Source organism: Niallia nealsonii (assembly GCF_002835805.1).
Taxonomy (GTDB): Bacteria; Bacillota; Bacilli; order Bacillales; family Cytobacillaceae; genus Niallia; species Niallia nealsonii.
In genome coordinates this window covers 1-15,817 of record NZ_PISE01000044.1, presented here as the reverse complement: position 1 = coordinate 15,817, position 15,817 = coordinate 1, and the positions used below count along the sequence as shown (strand labels likewise).

Sequence of the window (15,817 nt, the reverse complement as noted above, 5' to 3'; positions counted from 1 at the left end):
TTAATTGAAGTTTCACTCTATTTAGTATGTATTTGTTTTGAAATAGTAAACATTAAGAGTTATCTATTTATATGATTAGGAAGGGCTATAAGATGGTAGAATTGGCTGAGAATAGAATAAAAGGGAATAAAAAAAATAAGGAAAAGAGTATATATAAAATTGCCTTACTCATTTTAAGTTGTTTTGTTTTAGTTTTTTTGCTGGCAGTATCCATTTCCATTGGAGCTGCTAATATCCATTTATCTACTGTCTGGAATGCTGTATTTCAATTTGATTCTACTGTGCAGGCGCATCAGATTATCCAAGAAATTCGTTTGCCTAGATCAATAGGAGCTTGTTTGATAGGGGCCTGCTTAGCTGTATCGGGAGCAATTCTTCAAGGTCTTACAAGAAACCCTCTTGCAGATTCCTCTATTATGGGAGTAACAAGCGGGGCAGCGTTGGCATTAATTATCGTATTAGTTTTTTTTCCGGCATTATCAATGGCGGAACAAAGTCTAGCTTCTTTTGTGGGGGCTGGTCTTGGTGTATTAATTGTATTCGGCATTGGGACTTTTTCAAAGGGAAGTGTTTCACCTGCCAAACTAGCATTAGCGGGAGTAGCTGTCAGCAGTTTGTTTCAGGCAATTACAACTGCTATTGCTCTGCATTTTGATATGGCGAAAAATATGGGCTTTTGGTATGCAGGTGGATTAAACAAGGTGAATTGGTCTGGAGTGCATGTTCTCTTTATTGTTTGTATCGTAGGGATTGCAGCGGCGATATTGATTTCAAAAGCGTTGACTATTCTTAGTTTAGGAGAAGATGTATCAAAAGGTTTAGGACAAAACACACTAATTATTAGAGCAATCGGTTTTGCTGTTACATTATTTTTAACGGGTGCTGCTGTTTCTGTTGCAGGGCCAATCGGTTTTGTTGGACTAGTGGTTCCTCACATTACGCGCTTTTTAATTGGTCCAGACTATCGATGGATTATTCCGTTTTCGGCAGTTTTTGGTGCTATTCTTTTAGTGTTGTCTGATGCTGTGGCAAGAATGGTTAATGCTCCTTTTGAAACTCCTGCAGGTGTGATAATGGCAATAATTGGAGTGCCTTTCTTCTTGTATCTTGCAAGAGGTGAAAGGAGGAGAGCGTAAATGGCTACAAAAAAAAATTCCTCTCAAAAGTTTATAGGGATTATTTTAATATTTGTTTTCTTATTGTTTATTTTATTTTTTATTAGTCTGAATATGGGACTAGTAAAAATAGCTCCAAATGCTGTACTGCAAACATTAATAGGAAATGGAACGGAACGGGATAAGCTTGTATTGCTGGAATTCCGCTTGCCAAGAATGGTGTTAGCGATAATGATAGGAGCCGGTTTAGCTTTTTCAGGAAGCATTTTACAAGTTGTCTCTAAGAACGAATTGGCAGATCCGGGAATTATTGGAATTAATGCTGGGGCAGGATTTGCTATAGTATTATTTATTTTTGTTGTACAAGGGTCAATGTCTGAGCTAGCTACACTAAATCTTTGGCTGCTGCCCTTGTTTTCCTTTTTAGGAGCAGTGCTTGCTGCTGCGATTATTTATATGTTGGCGTGGAAAAAAGGCATTAATCCAATTCGGCTAGTTCTAGTTGGAATTGGGGTTAACTCAGGATTTGCTGCTGCAATTGCGATTATGCAGCTTAAAATGAACCCACAAGACTTTATGAAAGCTGCTGTATGGATATCCGGTGATATTTGGGGAGCAAGCTGGAATTTTGTTGTGGTTATTTTGCCATGGATGGTTTTGCTTGTTATATATGCTCTATATAAGTCGCATACACTAAATCAACTAAGTTTAGGAGATCAAGTAGCGACAGGGCTTGGTGTTCAAGTGGAACGAGAACGATTGAAAGTTCTATTCACTGCTGTTGCAATTGCTGGTTTATGCGTTTCAGCAGGCGGCGGTATATCGTTTTTGGGACTTGTAGCGCCCCATATTGCCCGTAAGATAATGGGTCCGAAACATCAGTATGTATTGCCAGTTTCAGCACTTATAGGTGCATTTATTCTTTTGCTTGCTGATACGATTGGGCAAAATGTGCTCGCTCCTACCCAGATTTCTGTAGGAATTGTTGTGGCAATTATTAGTGCACCGTATTTTATTTATTTATTAATGAAAACGAACTAAAGGAGTGACAGGTTTTGAGTATACTTTCCACTGAACATTTGAAAATTGGCTATGATGAAAAGATTATAGTGGAAGATTTAAGTTTCACTATTCAATCGGGGAAGATTACAACAATGATCGGACCAAATGGTTGTGGAAAGTCAACCATCTTGAAAGCTTTAGCAAGGATACATAAAGCAAAATCAGGTTGTGTTTATTTAGATGGAAAAGCAATACACAAAATTCCTACTAAACAAATTGCGCAAAAAATGGCAGTGCTTCCTCAATCTCCAGAAGCTCCATCTGGATTAACGGTGTTTGATTTAATTTCGTATGGTCGTTCCCCTCATCAAAAGGGCTTTGCTCGATTAAGTGACAGAGATAAGGAAGTAATTGAATGGGCCCTTAAAGTAACAGGATTAGTGGAATTAAGAAATCAAGATGTGGATACATTATCAGGCGGTCAACGGCAAAGAGCGTGGATTGCTATGGCTATTGCGCAAGAGACGGAGCTTTTGCTTTTAGATGAGCCGACCACTTATTTAGACATGGCACATCAATTAGAAGTATTGAAACTATTAAAAAAATTGAATGAAGATGAAAATAGAACAATTGTGATGGTTATTCATGATTTAAATCATGCTGCTAGGTTCTCTGATCGTATGGTCGCGATGAATAATGGAAGATTGATGAAAGAAGGAACAGCAGAAGAAGTAATGACTGTTGGAGTATTAAAGGACGTTTTTCATATTGATGCGATGATTGTAAAGGATCCAAGAACGAACAAGCCTGTTTGTTTATCCTATGATTTAGTTGAATTGGGAAAAGACATAGATAATAAAAATGGAATCGCTCAAGAAATAGTATTTGTATAAGCGGACTATCTGAATAATAAATGAGATAAAATGACTATTGGCTGGAGATTTATGTTCAAAAAATTTAACAGGGCGTATAAGAAAATGCAGTTTCGTTATCTTCTTAAGCATTTTAAAGACATTAACTGGGTATGAAATCAAAAATAAAACATATATTTGTGTTACAGATATTAAAAGTTCATATAAATTTGTTATTCTGTATCGTACCTATTTATAATAATGGTATACAATAACTAAGATAGTATCGAAAGAAATATGCATAGAAGGTTGAGATTGATGATAAACAATAAATTAGCTAAAAATTTTGTGGAGTTTTTGTCAGAAGAAAATGTAAAAGTAAATGAACCTTTAAATAAATACACGTATACGAAGATTGGCGGAAAGGCAGACTTTCTTTTATTTCCGACTTCCTTTCAGCAATTGCAAGAAGCGTATCAGTATGCCCTTAAGGAAAATCTTCCTATTACTATCCTAGGCAATGGCTCAAATGTGCTAATAAAAGATGGCGGAATTCGCGGAGTTGTGTTCAATTTAACAAAGCTAATTGAGATTTCATTAAGCCAAAATAAGATTACTGCACAATGTGGAGCTGCTATTATTGACACTTCTCAATTCGCTTTAAAGCATCATTTAACAGGTTTAGAGTTTGCTTGTGGAATTCCAGGTTCTGTCGGCGGTGCTATATATATGAATGCAGGCGCTTATGGAGGAGAAGTAGCGGATGTTTTAGAAAGTGCGAAAGTGCTGACAAAAACAGGAGAGATTATTACACTTTCCAAAAATGAATTAGACTTAGGCTACAGAACAAGCAATGTCTCAAAAAAAGGTTATATTGTGCTGGAAGCTATATTTTCCTTAAAAGAGGGCCAGTATGAAGAGATTAAAGCAAAAATGGATGAATTAACATTTTTGAGAGAATCAAAGCAGCCTCTTGAATACCCATCATGTGGAAGTGTGTTTAAAAGACCGCCAAATCATTTTGCTGGAAAATTAATTCAAGATAGTGGTCTTCAAGGAACAAAGATTGGTGGAGCACAGGTTTCAATAAAACATGCAGGATTTATTGTAAATGTCGAAAATGCCACAGCGACGGACTATCTTAGCTTAATAAAGCATGTCCAAAAAACGGTGAAAGACAAATACAATGTGGACTTAGAGACAGAAGTTAGAGTTATTGGAGAAGAAGCGTAAGCGAAATAAACAATGAATTATTTTTAAGGAGCTGCCAAAAAGTAGCTCCTTTTTAATTTGAAAAATAAATAATAATCGTTTTGCCTTTATTGATTATTATTTTGCTGAAAAAATAGATAAAATAGCCAATGATTGAACCAAATATGTTCAAAATAAAATCGTCAATATCTGCTGCACGATCAATAGTAAAGAAGTATTGTGTCAATTCAATAGTCAAGGAAGAAAGTGTAGCAACAATGAATGTAATAGCCATTTTAAATCGTTTTTTATATAGAGCTGGAAAAAGAAAGCCAAAAGGGACAAATAATAGAATATTCCCAAGTGTATAAAGCATCCAGAAGATGGGAGGCTTGTACTTATATTGGTATAAAATTTGAACATATGGAATTAGATTGATATTGCCTTTATTTCCAGGTGGAAAAAAATGAAATGGATTTAATGTTACATATAAAACAGTCAGCAAGTATAAGAAAAAAAGGTTTACTACTATTTCTCTCCCTGTATGGCAATTTCGGTATTTTTTATGTTTATGTATACGATAATAAATCCAAAAGGGAACAGTCATTAAGAGAATAATTGGAAAGTTAAGAGAAAGTGGTATATCACTTTTAATCCAGATCAAAAAAAGTACGCCAATAAATATAATTGAATACAGGAGTTTTTTCATCATATTCACATTCAAACAAAAGGTCCTTTCCATTAGTATCTATATTATATATATATGAAGATTATTTTAAAAGTAGAAGGGAAGAGAAGCAGAATGCTTTACTAATAGTCCTTATTTTCTCATAATAGTGATGTGGTGCATTAGAAAGTTTAACAGATAAGCATTTATATAAACAATGTACTGCTGTATCAGTAATCTAGTTTTTATTATGAAGATGGGAGTGTATCTATTTGAGTACAAAAGTTCAAATTGGCAGAACATCAATGCAAGTAACAAAACTAGGATATGGAGCCAATTCAGTCGGCGGTCATAATTTATTTTCAAATGTTAATGATGATACAGGGAAAGAAGTTGTAAAGGCAGCGTTAGATAATGGCATTGACTTTTTAGATACAGCATTCATTTATGGACTTGGAAGATCAGAAGAATTAATTGGTGAGGTTTTAAAAGAAAGAGGAAATCGCGACAAAATAGTACTTGCAAGTAAAGCAGCCCATAAGCTTGTTAATGGTGAAGTTGTAAAGGATAATAGTCGAGAATTTCTTAGAGATTCTGTAGAAAAAAGTTTAAAGAGGCTGCAAACAGACTTTATAGATTTGTTTTATGTACATTATCCAGATGGAAAAACGCCCCTTGCTGAAGTAGCAGGCACTTTAAAAGAGCTAAAGGATGAGGGGAAAATTGGAGCGGTAGGCGCTTCTAACTTAAGCGAAAATCAACTGCAGCAGTTTAATCAAGATGGCTATTTAGACGTGTATCAAGGGGAGTATTCACTTTTGAAAAGAGAGGCAGAGCATTTTTATCTGCCCTATACAGTAGAGCATAATATTAGTTTTGTACCGTACTTCCCGCTAGCATCAGGACTTTTAACAGGAAAGTTTACAAAAGAGGCAACTTTTACTGATATTCGCAAAAAGGATCCTTTATTTCAAGGAGAAGCATTCTTGCGCAACATTGAAAAAGTTAATCAGTTAAAAGCGTTAGCAGAAGAAAAAGATGCGGAAGCAACTCATCTAGCATTAGCATGGCTATTAGCACAACCAGGTGTCGATGTTATCATTCCAGGAGCGAAATCTGTAGGACAGCTAAAAAACAATTTGCAAACATTGGATATTCAATTAACAATAGATGAAGTGGAAAAAATTAATCATATATTCTCATAAAACGCCCTTGCTGTATTAGAGGATATTTATCACGCATTAACGGAATTTTGACCCCGCATTAAGGGATGATAAGAGAAAATAAGAAATCTAGGTTACCCGCAAAAGTCTAATAGAAAAGAACACAGACTATAAGTACCCACGTCCTATGGCAACGCCTGTTTGACCTATATCCTATCTTGCCTCATCTAACAATCAGTGGGGGACGTGGAAAACCCTCACTGATTGAAGTTTCACTTTATTGCAGACAGGAGCCCTTTGGTAAATAATCATAGAAAAAATGGGGGAAACTAGTGGGATTATTATAAGAAAAAGAAGTGTATATCTATTTAATAATGGGGATTTATTACTTGCATTTTCTGGGGGGAATAAATGGATTCAAAAAGTAAAGTAGTAGGCATTATCTTAGCAGGGGGACAGTCCAAGCGGTATGGAGAGCAAAAAGCATTTGCTTTAAAAGAGGAAAAATACTTTTACCAATATTCATTACACGCACTGCAGCAATATGTGGAACGAATAATCATTATTGCACATCCAACGCTAACCAAAAAGTTTAGTTCCTTGGAAAAGGCAGCAGTCATAGAAGATAATAAAGAATATCAAGGATTTGGTCCAATGGCAGGCCTTTTTTCTGCAATGGAAACAGAAGAGGCAGTCTGGTATATGGTTCTGCCAATTGATACTCCTTTTATTTCTCCATCTACGATAAACAAATTACTTACATCAGCAGAAGATGGGTATGATGCAATTATTCCTCATATAGATGGCAGAGATCAACCGCTTATTGCTATGTATCACCAAAAAGTGAAAACAAAGATAAGAGAATTGTTGAAAGAGAAGAAATTATCTATGTATGGGCTGCTTCAGCAGATTTCTGTAAAGTATGTGGAAGGTTTGGATGAAAGAGAATTTATTAATATTAATAAAAAAAGTGATTATATAAAATATATAAAGCAGGAATAAAGGGTATTCTATAAGTCGATTTTTTTGGCTATTGGAAGCCCCTTTTTTGTGTTTGAAAATGCTAATATATCAATATTTCTGATATGAAATTTCAATAGATACTCCTTTTGGAAGCTGCTCCTTTATATCTAGCAAAAAAATGGTTTTTTTGTCACTTCTCAGTTTTATGGTGCTAATTTCCAAAAATAGTAACTAGCATCCTTTTAAGAAAATCCTGAAAATTTATTATTTAAAATTTTCTAAAAAAATATTAAGATGATAGTTAATATGATTTTCATGAATATAATTAGGAGGAAATCTTGGTGGCATCTTTTCGAAAACCAATCCATATAGAAACAGTGATAGAGAAAATTTGGAAATATCGAAAAAGCGGAGAAAATGAAACCGTTGGACTAAAAGATACTTTAGGAAGGTTTTTGGGAGAAGATATCATAGCTACAACAGATATCCCAAGGTTTAATAAATCACCATATGATGGTTTTGCGCTGCGGGCCATAGATATAAAGGAAGCAACTAGTGACAATATAGTAGAGTTAATGGTTATTGATTGCATTGGAGCAGGAATGATAAGTGAAAAAAGGGTGCAGCCATTTGAAGCAATCCGTATTATGACAGGTGCACAACTTCCAGATGGATGCGATGCTGTAATGATGCTTGAATTAGTAAAAGAAATTACAAAAGATGGGGCAGTCTATATTCAAGTGAAAAAAAGTCTAAAACAGGGAGAAAATATTTCCTTTAAAGGCGAAGATATTGTGAATGGAAAAAAATTATTGGAAGCAGGAATAAAAGTAAATCCCGGCATACAATCTATATTAGCAACATTCGGCTATAGTCAAGTGGAAGTAAAACGCCAACCAGTTATTGGGGTATTTGCTACTGGAAGTGAATTATTAGATGTAGAAGATCATCTAGCTCCTGGGAAAATTCGTAATAGCAATAGCTATATGCTTTGTGGACAAATTGAGAGAAGTGGTGGAAAGGCAATCCATTATGGATTAATTCCAGATAGTTTAGAAAAGGTATATCATTCTATTAACAGGGCGATAGAAGAAGTCGATATTCTTGTAACAACTGGTGGGGTTTCAGTTGGCGACTTTGATTACATGCCGATTATTTATGAAAAGCTACATGCAAATGTTTTATGCAATAAAATTGCGATGAGGCCAGGGAGTGTGACTACTGTCGCTGAAGTAAATGGAAAATTATTATTTGGGTTATCTGGTAATCCATCTGCCTGCTATGTTGGTTTTGAACTTTTTTTGCGCCCTCTTATTCGAGATATGCTTGGCAGCAAGAAGCCATTTGCAAAAAAAGTTAAAGCTGTTTTAGGAACGGACTTTCCGAAGGTTAATCCGTTTACTCGGTTTGTCCGCAGTAAACTATACTTTCAAAATACAAAGCTAATTGTTAAGCCGATTGGACTAGATAAATCTGGTGTGATTTATTCGCTTGCTCTTGCTGATTGTTTGCTTGTTTTACCTGGAGGATCGAGGGGGTTTCAAGCAGGAATGGAAGTGGATGTTCTTCTGTTAGAAGATCAGGAAGGCGGGGAAAAATATTGATTTTTCAATTTGTCGGCTATCAAAATAGTGGGAAAACTACAGCAATGGAAGCTGTTACGCGAGAACTAACAGAAAAAGGATGGAAGGTAATTGCTTTAAAGCATCACGGGCATGGTGGTATTCCAGACAATTGGTCCAAAGATTCAGCGAAACATAGACAAGCCGGAGCGATTGCTAGTGTGGTGGAAGGGGATGGTATTCTGCAAATGGAAATAGCACAGGAAGAATGGAATGTTAAAAATATAGAGGGATTTCTATCATTTTTTTCATATGATGTGCTTTTAGTAGAGGGGTATAAGAGCGAGGATTTTCCTAAAGCTGTTTTTTTACGCCAAAAAGAAACCAACAGGCATCAATTAACTAAGCTTACCAATATACAATTCATAGTGCCTTATTATCATAACCAGTGGGAAAAAGAATGTTATATAAATAAGATTGTTCAGTGGGTTGAGCAAAAGATCCAAGAATAAAACATTGATTTTTATATTTTTGCTATGTTAATTTTTGGGATAGAAAGCTATTTTTTAGTATTTTCTAGAAGATATGGAAAATAATATTCATCCAGAAATCGTTTTATCAACAATATGCATGAACGTAGCTTAATTTATAGAATCAATGAGTGTTAGATATCTTAACAAGAAGAGGAGAAGAGCATGGGCACAAAAAGTTTTACGAGCATAAATAAAGATACAAAAGATTTACCGATTTTTATAGAGGAATGGGAAGCAAAAGCGAAAGAAAAAATGGATAAGGGATCCTTTGATTATATAAGAAGCGGTGCAGGAGACGAAGAAACATTGCAAGCGAATCGGAGTGTTTTTCAGAAGTGGACGATACTACCTAGAGTGTTAAGGAATGTTTCTTTAAGTTCTGCTAACACTATTTTATATGGAAATGAATTATCGTTCCCTTTGTTATTATCTCCTGTAGGCTATCAAGGGCTAGCGGATAAAGAGGGAGAAAAAGCGGCGGCAAGGGCAGCTGCTAAAGCTGGTGTCCCTTATATTGCAAGTACAGTTTCCACATATAGCCTTGAAGATATAGCTGCAGCTGCTCCAGAAGGAAACAATTGGTTCCAATTATACTGGTCACGAAATAAAGAAGTCTCTGCAAGTATGGTTAAAAGGGCAGAAAAGGCTGGGTTCCGAGCTATTGTCGTAACCGTTGACACAGGGTTGTTAGGCTGGAGAAAAAGTGATTATAAAAATGGGTTTGTTCCACTGATGGAGTGCTTGGGTGATGCTAATTACCGTAACGATCCAGCGTTTCAAAAGAGTGTCCCAAACTGGAATGATGCTAATATTGTGGCAGGAATTATGGATAATATCTTGCATCCTGATTTAAATTGGGAGGATGTACTTTTTTTAAGAGAACATACAACGCTGCCCATTATTCTAAAAGGTATTCTCCATCCGAAAGATGCTAAAAAGGCTGTGGATTTGGGATTTGATGGAATTGTTGTCTCCAATCATGGTGGGAGACAGCTAGATGGAGCTATTAGCAGTTTAGATGCGTTGCAGCTTATATCTCCTGTGGTAAATAAACAGATTCCGCTGATAATGGATGGCGGAATACGAAGCGGAGCAGATATGTATAAAGCAATTGCTTTAGGAGCAGATGCAGTAGCAATCGGGCGTCCATTTATTTATGGCTTAGCAGTATCCGGAGAAGTTGGTGTTTTATCTATAATAAATAATTTGAAAAAAGAATTTGAATTGACTTTAGCCCTTTCTGGAGAAGTTTCTGTAAAAGATATAACGGCTGATAATCTATTTAGGCAGAATTAAATGTCGTTATCACATAGAGATGTGTGTGACATATGAAAAAAGAATAGTATTAAATGATACAAGAGAAAGGCATTAAAAGAGATGTCTTTCTCTTAATTTTTCATAAATAGGATAAAGAAAGAGAATCATGAATAGAAAATTAATCTAGTCTATTATTATGTTGGAATAATTTATCTTTCTTTGTATTATCTGGATTAATTAGAAAGGCTGATGATAAGGCGAGATAAGGGATAAATGAATAATACTAACGTGTCGAGTGAAAAGATATAACACATAAATTGTTTTTTCTGTAAAGAGATAAAATTATATTCCGAGAGAAAAAAGGAAAAGAATATTCCCATTTTTTAATTAATAGTGTTACAATATAAAAAAGTTTTAATATACTGATTTTTTGTTTTAGTCGAAAAACGGAGGGGTAAAAGTGACAGGTTTAAGAAGTGATATGATAAAAAAGGGTTTTGATAGAGCACCGCATAGAAGTTTATTGCGTGCGGCTGGAGTAAAGGAAGAGGATTTCGGAAAACCGTTTATTGCGGTTGTTAATTCTTATATAGATATAGTTCCAGGACATGTGCATTTGCAAGAGTTTGGGAAAATCGTAAAAGATGCAATTCGTGAAGCAGGCGGAGTGCCATTTGAGATGAATACAATTGGTGTAGATGATGGTATAGCGATGGGGCATATTGGAATGAGATATTCCTTGCCTAGCCGAGAAATTATTGCAGATTCCATCGAGACTGTAGTTGCAGCACACTGGTTTGATGGCATGGTTTGTATTCCAAACTGCGATAAAATCACACCAGGAATGATGATGGCTTCACTACGACTAAATATTCCTGCTATTTTTGTCAGTGGTGGACCAATGAAGGCTGGCGTAACAAGCGATGGCAGAAAAATTTCTTTATCATCGGTGTTTGAAGGTGTTGGAGCATACCAAGCGGGCAAGATTGATGATAAAGGGTTAAAAGAATTAGAACAGTTTGGCTGTCCAACATGTGGCTCATGTTCTGGCATGTTTACTGCTAACTCAATGAACTGTCTTGCTGAAGCATTAGGGCTTGCTCTACCAGGAAATGGAACAATCCTTGCTGTTGCACCAGAGAGAAAAGAGTTTGTTAAAAAGTCAGCGAAACAGTTAATGAATTTAATTAAAGAAGACATAAAACCAAGAGATATTGTGACAGAAAAGGCGATTGATAATGCTTTTGCATTAGATATGGCGTTGGGCGGCTCGACAAATACAGTGCTTCATACACTGGCATTAGCCCATGAAGCAGGCGTGGAGTATCCGATAGAAAGAATTAATGAAGTGGCAGAACGTGTTCCTCATCTTGCGAAATTAGCGCCTGCTTCTGATGTGCATATTGAAGATTTGCACGAAGCTGGAGGGGTTTCTGCAGCGCTTTATGAATTATCGAAAAAAGAAGGTGCGTTGCATCTTGATACATTAACTGTATCAGGCAAAACGTTAGGAGAAAATATTGCTGGATGTGAAGTAAGAGACCACAATGTGATTCGTCAAATAACAGATCCTCATTCAGAAAAAGGTGGACTTGCTGTTCTTTTCGGAAATTTGGCTCCAAATGGTGCTATTATTAAAACTGGTGGAGTGCAAAATGGCATTACCCGTCATGAAGGACCAGCGATTGTGTTTGAATCGCAAGAAGAATCATTAGAAGGCATCTCTTCAGGAAAGGTAAAAGCAGGACATGTGGTAGTTATTCGTTATGAAGGTCCAAAAGGTGGACCAGGAATGCCTGAAATGCTAGCTCCGACCTCTCAAATTGTAGGGATGGGACTTGGACCGAAAGTAGCATTAGTAACGGATGGACGTTTTTCTGGGGCATCAAGAGGACTATCGATCGGCCATGCGTCACCAGAAGCTGCAGAAGGTGGTCCGTTAGCATTTGTAGAAGATGGCGATCATATTGTTATTGATATTGAAAATCGTACAATGGATGTAAAAGTGGACGAGGAAGAATGGGAGAAAAGAAAAGCAGGCTGGAAAGAGTTTGAACCAAAAGTAAAATCAGGTTATTTAGCTCGCTATTCTAAATTAGTAACATCTGCAAGTACAGGCGGTATTTTAAAAATCTAAAAAAAGGTGTGTTGATAGTTGGGATATCCAGTCTATCAACACACCTTTTTTATAAAGTTTAGTTATCCTTATGGTCTTCTAAAGGTTCTATACTTTTTACTTGCAGGATATCAAGTAGGAAGACAAATACAGGAATCCCGATGATTAATCCCCAAACACCGAAAAAGTGCTCTGAAAAAATTAGGACAATAAATGTGAAAAATACAGGCAAATCTGTTTTGGAAGACATCAGTTTTGGGTTTAATATATATGCTTCTATTAAATGTATTATACATACAAATATGATGATAATGATTACATACACGTAGCCGCCGATTGTATATCCAATGGTCAGTAGGGGAACAAGGGAAATAATAACTCCTGCTACTGGGATAAGTCCTAGTACAAAGACTAAAATGGACAAGCCAAGCAATTGAGGGAAATCAAGAATCCATAAACCGATAGTTGTTAAAATACAGTTTACTAAAGCAATAATTACCTGTGCTTCTAGTACTTTTCCGAAGGTTAGGACGAATTTTTTCCCGAAAAATTCTATTTCATTGTAAAATGCAGCAATCTTGCTGCTTTTAAAATTTTCTTTGTATTTAATTAGGCGAGGCTTCTCCAACAAAAAGAAGAAACTTAAGATAATGGCAAGCATAAATTGTATGCCAAGGGAACTGATATCTGTGAAGTATTTAACTACAAAACCAAAACCTTGTTCTAGATAACTATTGATATCGCGCTCTTTAAAAACATGAACAATATAATTTAGGACAGCGTTATCATGGGGCCTTGTATAGAAATCAACAAGCTGCCTAATTAAAGAAGTTATTTCTTCTATCAACATTGGTAAATATTTTACAAAGCTATAGGATAATAATCCAACCGTTATTACATAAAGCAAGCTAACAATAATATTTCTTCTAACGGGGATTCGCTTTGAAATGATTTTTTCGAGGCGATCCATTAAAAAAGAAAGAATAAATGTAAACAGCATAAGGTTAATCATACTTCTTAAAATATAAATGCCGAAAATGATTAGTGCAAAAATAGCTACTCGTTTCCAGCCTTTATTCATCATTATTTTGTTCACTAATTCCACAACATGTTCCCCTATCCTTTTATAATTGTCTATTTATATCTATTCTACCTTAAAATGCAGGCATAAATAACTAAAAAGGTAAAGAATTCATGGTTATTTTTATTATTTGCTGTATTTTTAAAAACTTTTCTACAAATATGTAATGAGTTTGGTTTTGGTTATGATTTTTTCGTTAATATATATAACAAGTGAAAGGATGGTTGTACTAGTTAAACAGAAAATACCACAATCTTTATTTTGGTAAGAGTTTTCCCTTGAATATTTTTTAGTTATCTTTGTATAATTAGTGTATAAAACTAAAACGTTACGGTTAGGGGTGGGACCATGGGGATGTGAAATTAAAAATTGGGGAATTAGCAAAAATAACAGAAGTAACTAAAAGAACCATTGATTATTATACGAACCTTGGTCTGCTCGAAGCGCAACGTTCTGCTACCAACTATCGGTATTATGATGAAAATGCTATAAGTCAAATTAAGTATATAGAAGAATGTAAAAGGAATAGATTGTCGTTAGAAGAAATTAAGGAACGTCTTCGTAATAATAAAATGGATAATGTTGATATGAATCATCTAAAAGAAAAGCTGGAAAACTTAGATAAAGAAATCAAAGGGATTTTGCAGTCATTTGAAGGTGATAATCAACATAAAAAAGGGGAGATACGAAATACTATTTCCCATGAAAGTATTTCGTTGATTCAAACATTGTTGCTTCTTTTAAGTTAAGTTTTTTACTTATTCAGGAGGTGTAAGCCTTTTTAGGCTACTTATTGGAAATTTTTAATTTAATTTTATTTGCCGTATTAATAGCGTTAACCGGATTTTTCGTTGCAACAGAGTTTGCTATTGTAAAAGTCAGGAGTTCAAGAATTGATCAGCTAGTTGCAGAAGGAAAAAAGGGCGCATTAGCTGCAAAAAGAGTTACATCACATTTAGATGAATATTTATCTGCATGTCAGTTGGGAATTACCGTTACTGCATTAGGCTTAGGATGGATAGGAGAGCCAACTGTTGAAGCATTATTAGAGCCATTATTTCATAAATGGGAAATCTCTGGATCCGTTTCAAGTATTGTATCCTTTGTCATTGCATTTGTCTCTGTAACATTTATACATGTTGTAGTAGGGGAACTGGCTCCTAAAACTGTGGCAATTCAAAAAGCAGAAATGATTACATTAGCATTTTCTCCACCTATTATTTGGTTTTATCGTCTTTTATATCCATTTATCTGGCTGTTGAATGGATCTGCAAGATTGTTGACAGGTATGTTTGGACTAAAGCCTGCTTCTGAACATGAATTGGCACACTCAGAGGAAGAGTTGCGAATATTAATGTCAGAAAGCTATAAAAGTGGAGAAATTAATAAAAATGAATTGAAATATGTAAATAATATCTTTGAATTTGATGAAAGAATTGCTAAAGAAATTATGGTCCCTAGAACGGAAATGGTGACTATTAATATCGATAGCACGTTTGATGAAATAATGGATACATTAGAAGAGGAAAATTACACGAGGTATCCCGTTGTTAATGGCGATAAGGATAATGTGCTTGGTTTAATTAATATACGTGAATTTTTAACCGCAAAAATTCAAAATAAAGAATTTATTCAATTAGAAGAATATATGAAGCCAATTATTCGTGTGATAGAAACGGTTCCAATTCGTGAGCTATTAATAAAAATGCAAAAAGAACGAACACATATGGCGATTCTTTTAGATGAATATGGTGGAACTTCTGGTATTGTAACAGCTGAAGATATATTGGAAGAAATTGTTGGAGATATTCGAGACGAATTTGATGAGGATGAAATAGCAGAAATACGCAAGTTAAATGAAAACCATTTTATTTTAAATGGGAAAGTATTAATTTCCGAAGTAAATGATCTTCTTGGCATCCATTTATCAGAAGACGAAGTAGACACAATAGGTGGATGGTTTCTTACAAACAATTTTGAAGCAGTCGAAGGCGATGAAATTGAAGAAGAAGGTTATGTATTTAAGATTAAAAGTATTGATGAACACCATATACATTTTATTGAAGTAATGAAGTCAAAAGCAAAAGTTATGTAAAAAGGAGGATGTTCTCCTTTTTTTTTTGCATTTTTTCTTGTGAAAAGGAAACCTTAATATAGGAAGAGAGAAGAGATGCGAAAATAAATGGTTTTAAATATAAAGAATATTGGGAAAGAGTAATTCTATTTAATTTTGTCAACATTGTGTCAGTCAAAGTTGCATTTACTTTAAATTGTGAAATGTATGGAACCGCTTTAGTATAAGGGTATGAATATAAG

General features: G+C 35.1%; 14 protein-coding genes. 12 read left to right on the top strand and 2 right to left on the bottom strand.

Features of this window, described 5'->3' with window-relative positions; genetic code table 11:
- The first annotated feature begins 92 nt into the window (after positions 1 to 92).
- The 4 genes from CWS01_RS17770 to murB all read left to right on the top strand — a co-directional run bounded on the left by CWS01_RS17770 (position 93) and on the right by murB (position 4,201).
- Complete coding sequence (locus CWS01_RS17770) at positions 93 to 1,136, top strand: FecCD family ABC transporter permease (protein ID WP_101178519.1); 1,044 nt, start codon at positions 93 to 95, stop codon at positions 1,134 to 1,136.
- Positions 1,137 to 2,156, top strand: a complete 1,020-nt coding sequence (locus CWS01_RS17765) for a FecCD family ABC transporter permease (protein ID WP_101178518.1) — start codon at positions 1,137 to 1,139, stop codon at positions 2,154 to 2,156.
- A gap of 14 nt (positions 2,157 to 2,170) precedes the next feature.
- Positions 2,171 to 3,010 carry an ABC transporter ATP-binding protein gene (locus tag CWS01_RS17760; RefSeq protein WP_101178517.1) on the top strand — a complete coding sequence of 280 codons (840 nt, stop codon included), beginning with the start codon at positions 2,171 to 2,173 and terminating at the stop codon, positions 3,008 to 3,010.
- Between the two features lie 276 nt (positions 3,011 to 3,286).
- Positions 3,287 to 4,201 carry a UDP-N-acetylmuramate dehydrogenase gene (gene murB, locus CWS01_RS17755; protein WP_101178516.1) on the top strand — a complete coding sequence of 305 codons (915 nt, stop codon included), beginning with the start codon at positions 3,287 to 3,289 and terminating at the stop codon, positions 4,199 to 4,201.
- A 52-nt stretch (positions 4,202 to 4,253) separates the two neighbouring features.
- On the opposite strand, the gene CWS01_RS17750 is transcribed toward murB, so the two are convergent.
- The gene (locus CWS01_RS17750) at positions 4,254 to 4,823 is read right to left on the bottom strand and encodes a VanZ family protein (protein ID WP_157827700.1); all 570 of its coding nucleotides are present in this window, start codon (positions 4,821 to 4,823) and stop codon (positions 4,254 to 4,256) included.
- A gap of 308 nt (positions 4,824 to 5,131) precedes the next feature.
- On the opposite strand from CWS01_RS17750, the gene CWS01_RS17745 reads away from it, so the two are divergent.
- From CWS01_RS17745 to ilvD, 6 genes are all read left to right on the top strand, one after another.
- Positions 5,132 to 6,031 (top strand): aldo/keto reductase, encoded by a 900-nt coding sequence (locus CWS01_RS17745; protein ID WP_101178599.1) that lies wholly within the window; start codon positions 5,132 to 5,134, stop codon positions 6,029 to 6,031.
- 369 nt (positions 6,032 to 6,400) lie between these two features.
- Complete coding sequence (locus tag CWS01_RS17740) at positions 6,401 to 6,991, top strand: molybdenum cofactor guanylyltransferase (protein WP_101178514.1); 591 nt, start codon at positions 6,401 to 6,403, stop codon at positions 6,989 to 6,991.
- Positions 6,992 to 7,293: 302 nt separating this feature from the next.
- Complete coding sequence (locus CWS01_RS17735; RefSeq protein ID WP_101178513.1) at positions 7,294 to 8,556, top strand: molybdopterin molybdotransferase MoeA; 1,263 nt, start codon at positions 7,294 to 7,296, stop codon at positions 8,554 to 8,556.
- Complete coding sequence (gene mobB, locus CWS01_RS17730) at positions 8,553 to 9,026, top strand: molybdopterin-guanine dinucleotide biosynthesis protein B (RefSeq protein ID WP_101178512.1); 474 nt, start codon at positions 8,553 to 8,555, stop codon at positions 9,024 to 9,026. Before CWS01_RS17735 ends, mobB begins: the two co-directional genes overlap by 4 nt.
- A gap of 183 nt (positions 9,027 to 9,209) precedes the next feature.
- Positions 9,210 to 10,343 carry an alpha-hydroxy acid oxidase gene (locus tag CWS01_RS17725; RefSeq protein ID WP_101178511.1) on the top strand — a complete coding sequence of 378 codons (1,134 nt, stop codon included), beginning with the start codon at positions 9,210 to 9,212 and terminating at the stop codon, positions 10,341 to 10,343.
- A 421-nt stretch (positions 10,344 to 10,764) separates the two neighbouring features.
- Entirely contained in the window at positions 10,765 to 12,441 is a 1,677-nt protein-coding gene (gene ilvD / locus CWS01_RS17720; RefSeq protein ID WP_101178510.1) for a dihydroxy-acid dehydratase, read from the top strand.
- A 58-nt stretch (positions 12,442 to 12,499) separates the two neighbouring features.
- On the opposite strand, the gene CWS01_RS17715 is transcribed toward ilvD, so the two are convergent.
- Positions 12,500 to 13,525, bottom strand: a complete 1,026-nt coding sequence (locus tag CWS01_RS17715) for an AI-2E family transporter (RefSeq protein ID WP_407938582.1) — start codon at positions 13,523 to 13,525, stop codon at positions 12,500 to 12,502.
- A gap of 332 nt (positions 13,526 to 13,857) precedes the next feature.
- Here CWS01_RS17715 and CWS01_RS17710 point away from each other — a divergent pair, with 332 nt between their 5' ends.
- The gene (locus tag CWS01_RS17710) at positions 13,858 to 14,250 is read left to right on the top strand and encodes a MerR family transcriptional regulator (protein WP_101178509.1); all 393 of its coding nucleotides are present in this window, start codon (positions 13,858 to 13,860) and stop codon (positions 14,248 to 14,250) included.
- A gap of 44 nt (positions 14,251 to 14,294) precedes the next feature.
- Positions 14,295 to 15,596 (top strand): hemolysin family protein, encoded by a 1,302-nt coding sequence (locus CWS01_RS17705; protein WP_101178508.1) that lies wholly within the window; start codon positions 14,295 to 14,297, stop codon positions 15,594 to 15,596.
- Positions 15,597 to 15,817: the final 221 nt, after the last annotated feature.

Bases quoted from the DNA above. Each gene is read 5' to 3' on its own strand.
- CWS01_RS17770 (WP_101178519.1), top strand. From the start codon at position 93: ATGGTAGAATTGGCTGAGAATAGAATAAAAGGGAATAAAAAAAATAAG.
- CWS01_RS17765 (WP_101178518.1), top strand. From the start codon at position 1,137: ATGGCTACAAAAAAAAATTCCTCTCAAAAGTTTATAGGGATTATTTTA.
- murB (WP_101178516.1), top strand. From the start codon at position 3,287: ATGATAAACAATAAATTAGCTAAAAATTTTGTGGAGTTTTTGTCAGAA.
- CWS01_RS17745 (WP_101178599.1), top strand. From the start codon at position 5,132: ATGCAAGTAACAAAACTAGGATATGGAGCCAATTCAGTCGGCGGTCAT.
- CWS01_RS17740 (WP_101178514.1), top strand. From the start codon at position 6,401: ATGGATTCAAAAAGTAAAGTAGTAGGCATTATCTTAGCAGGGGGACAG.
- CWS01_RS17725 (WP_101178511.1), top strand. From the start codon at position 9,210: ATGGGCACAAAAAGTTTTACGAGCATAAATAAAGATACAAAAGATTTA.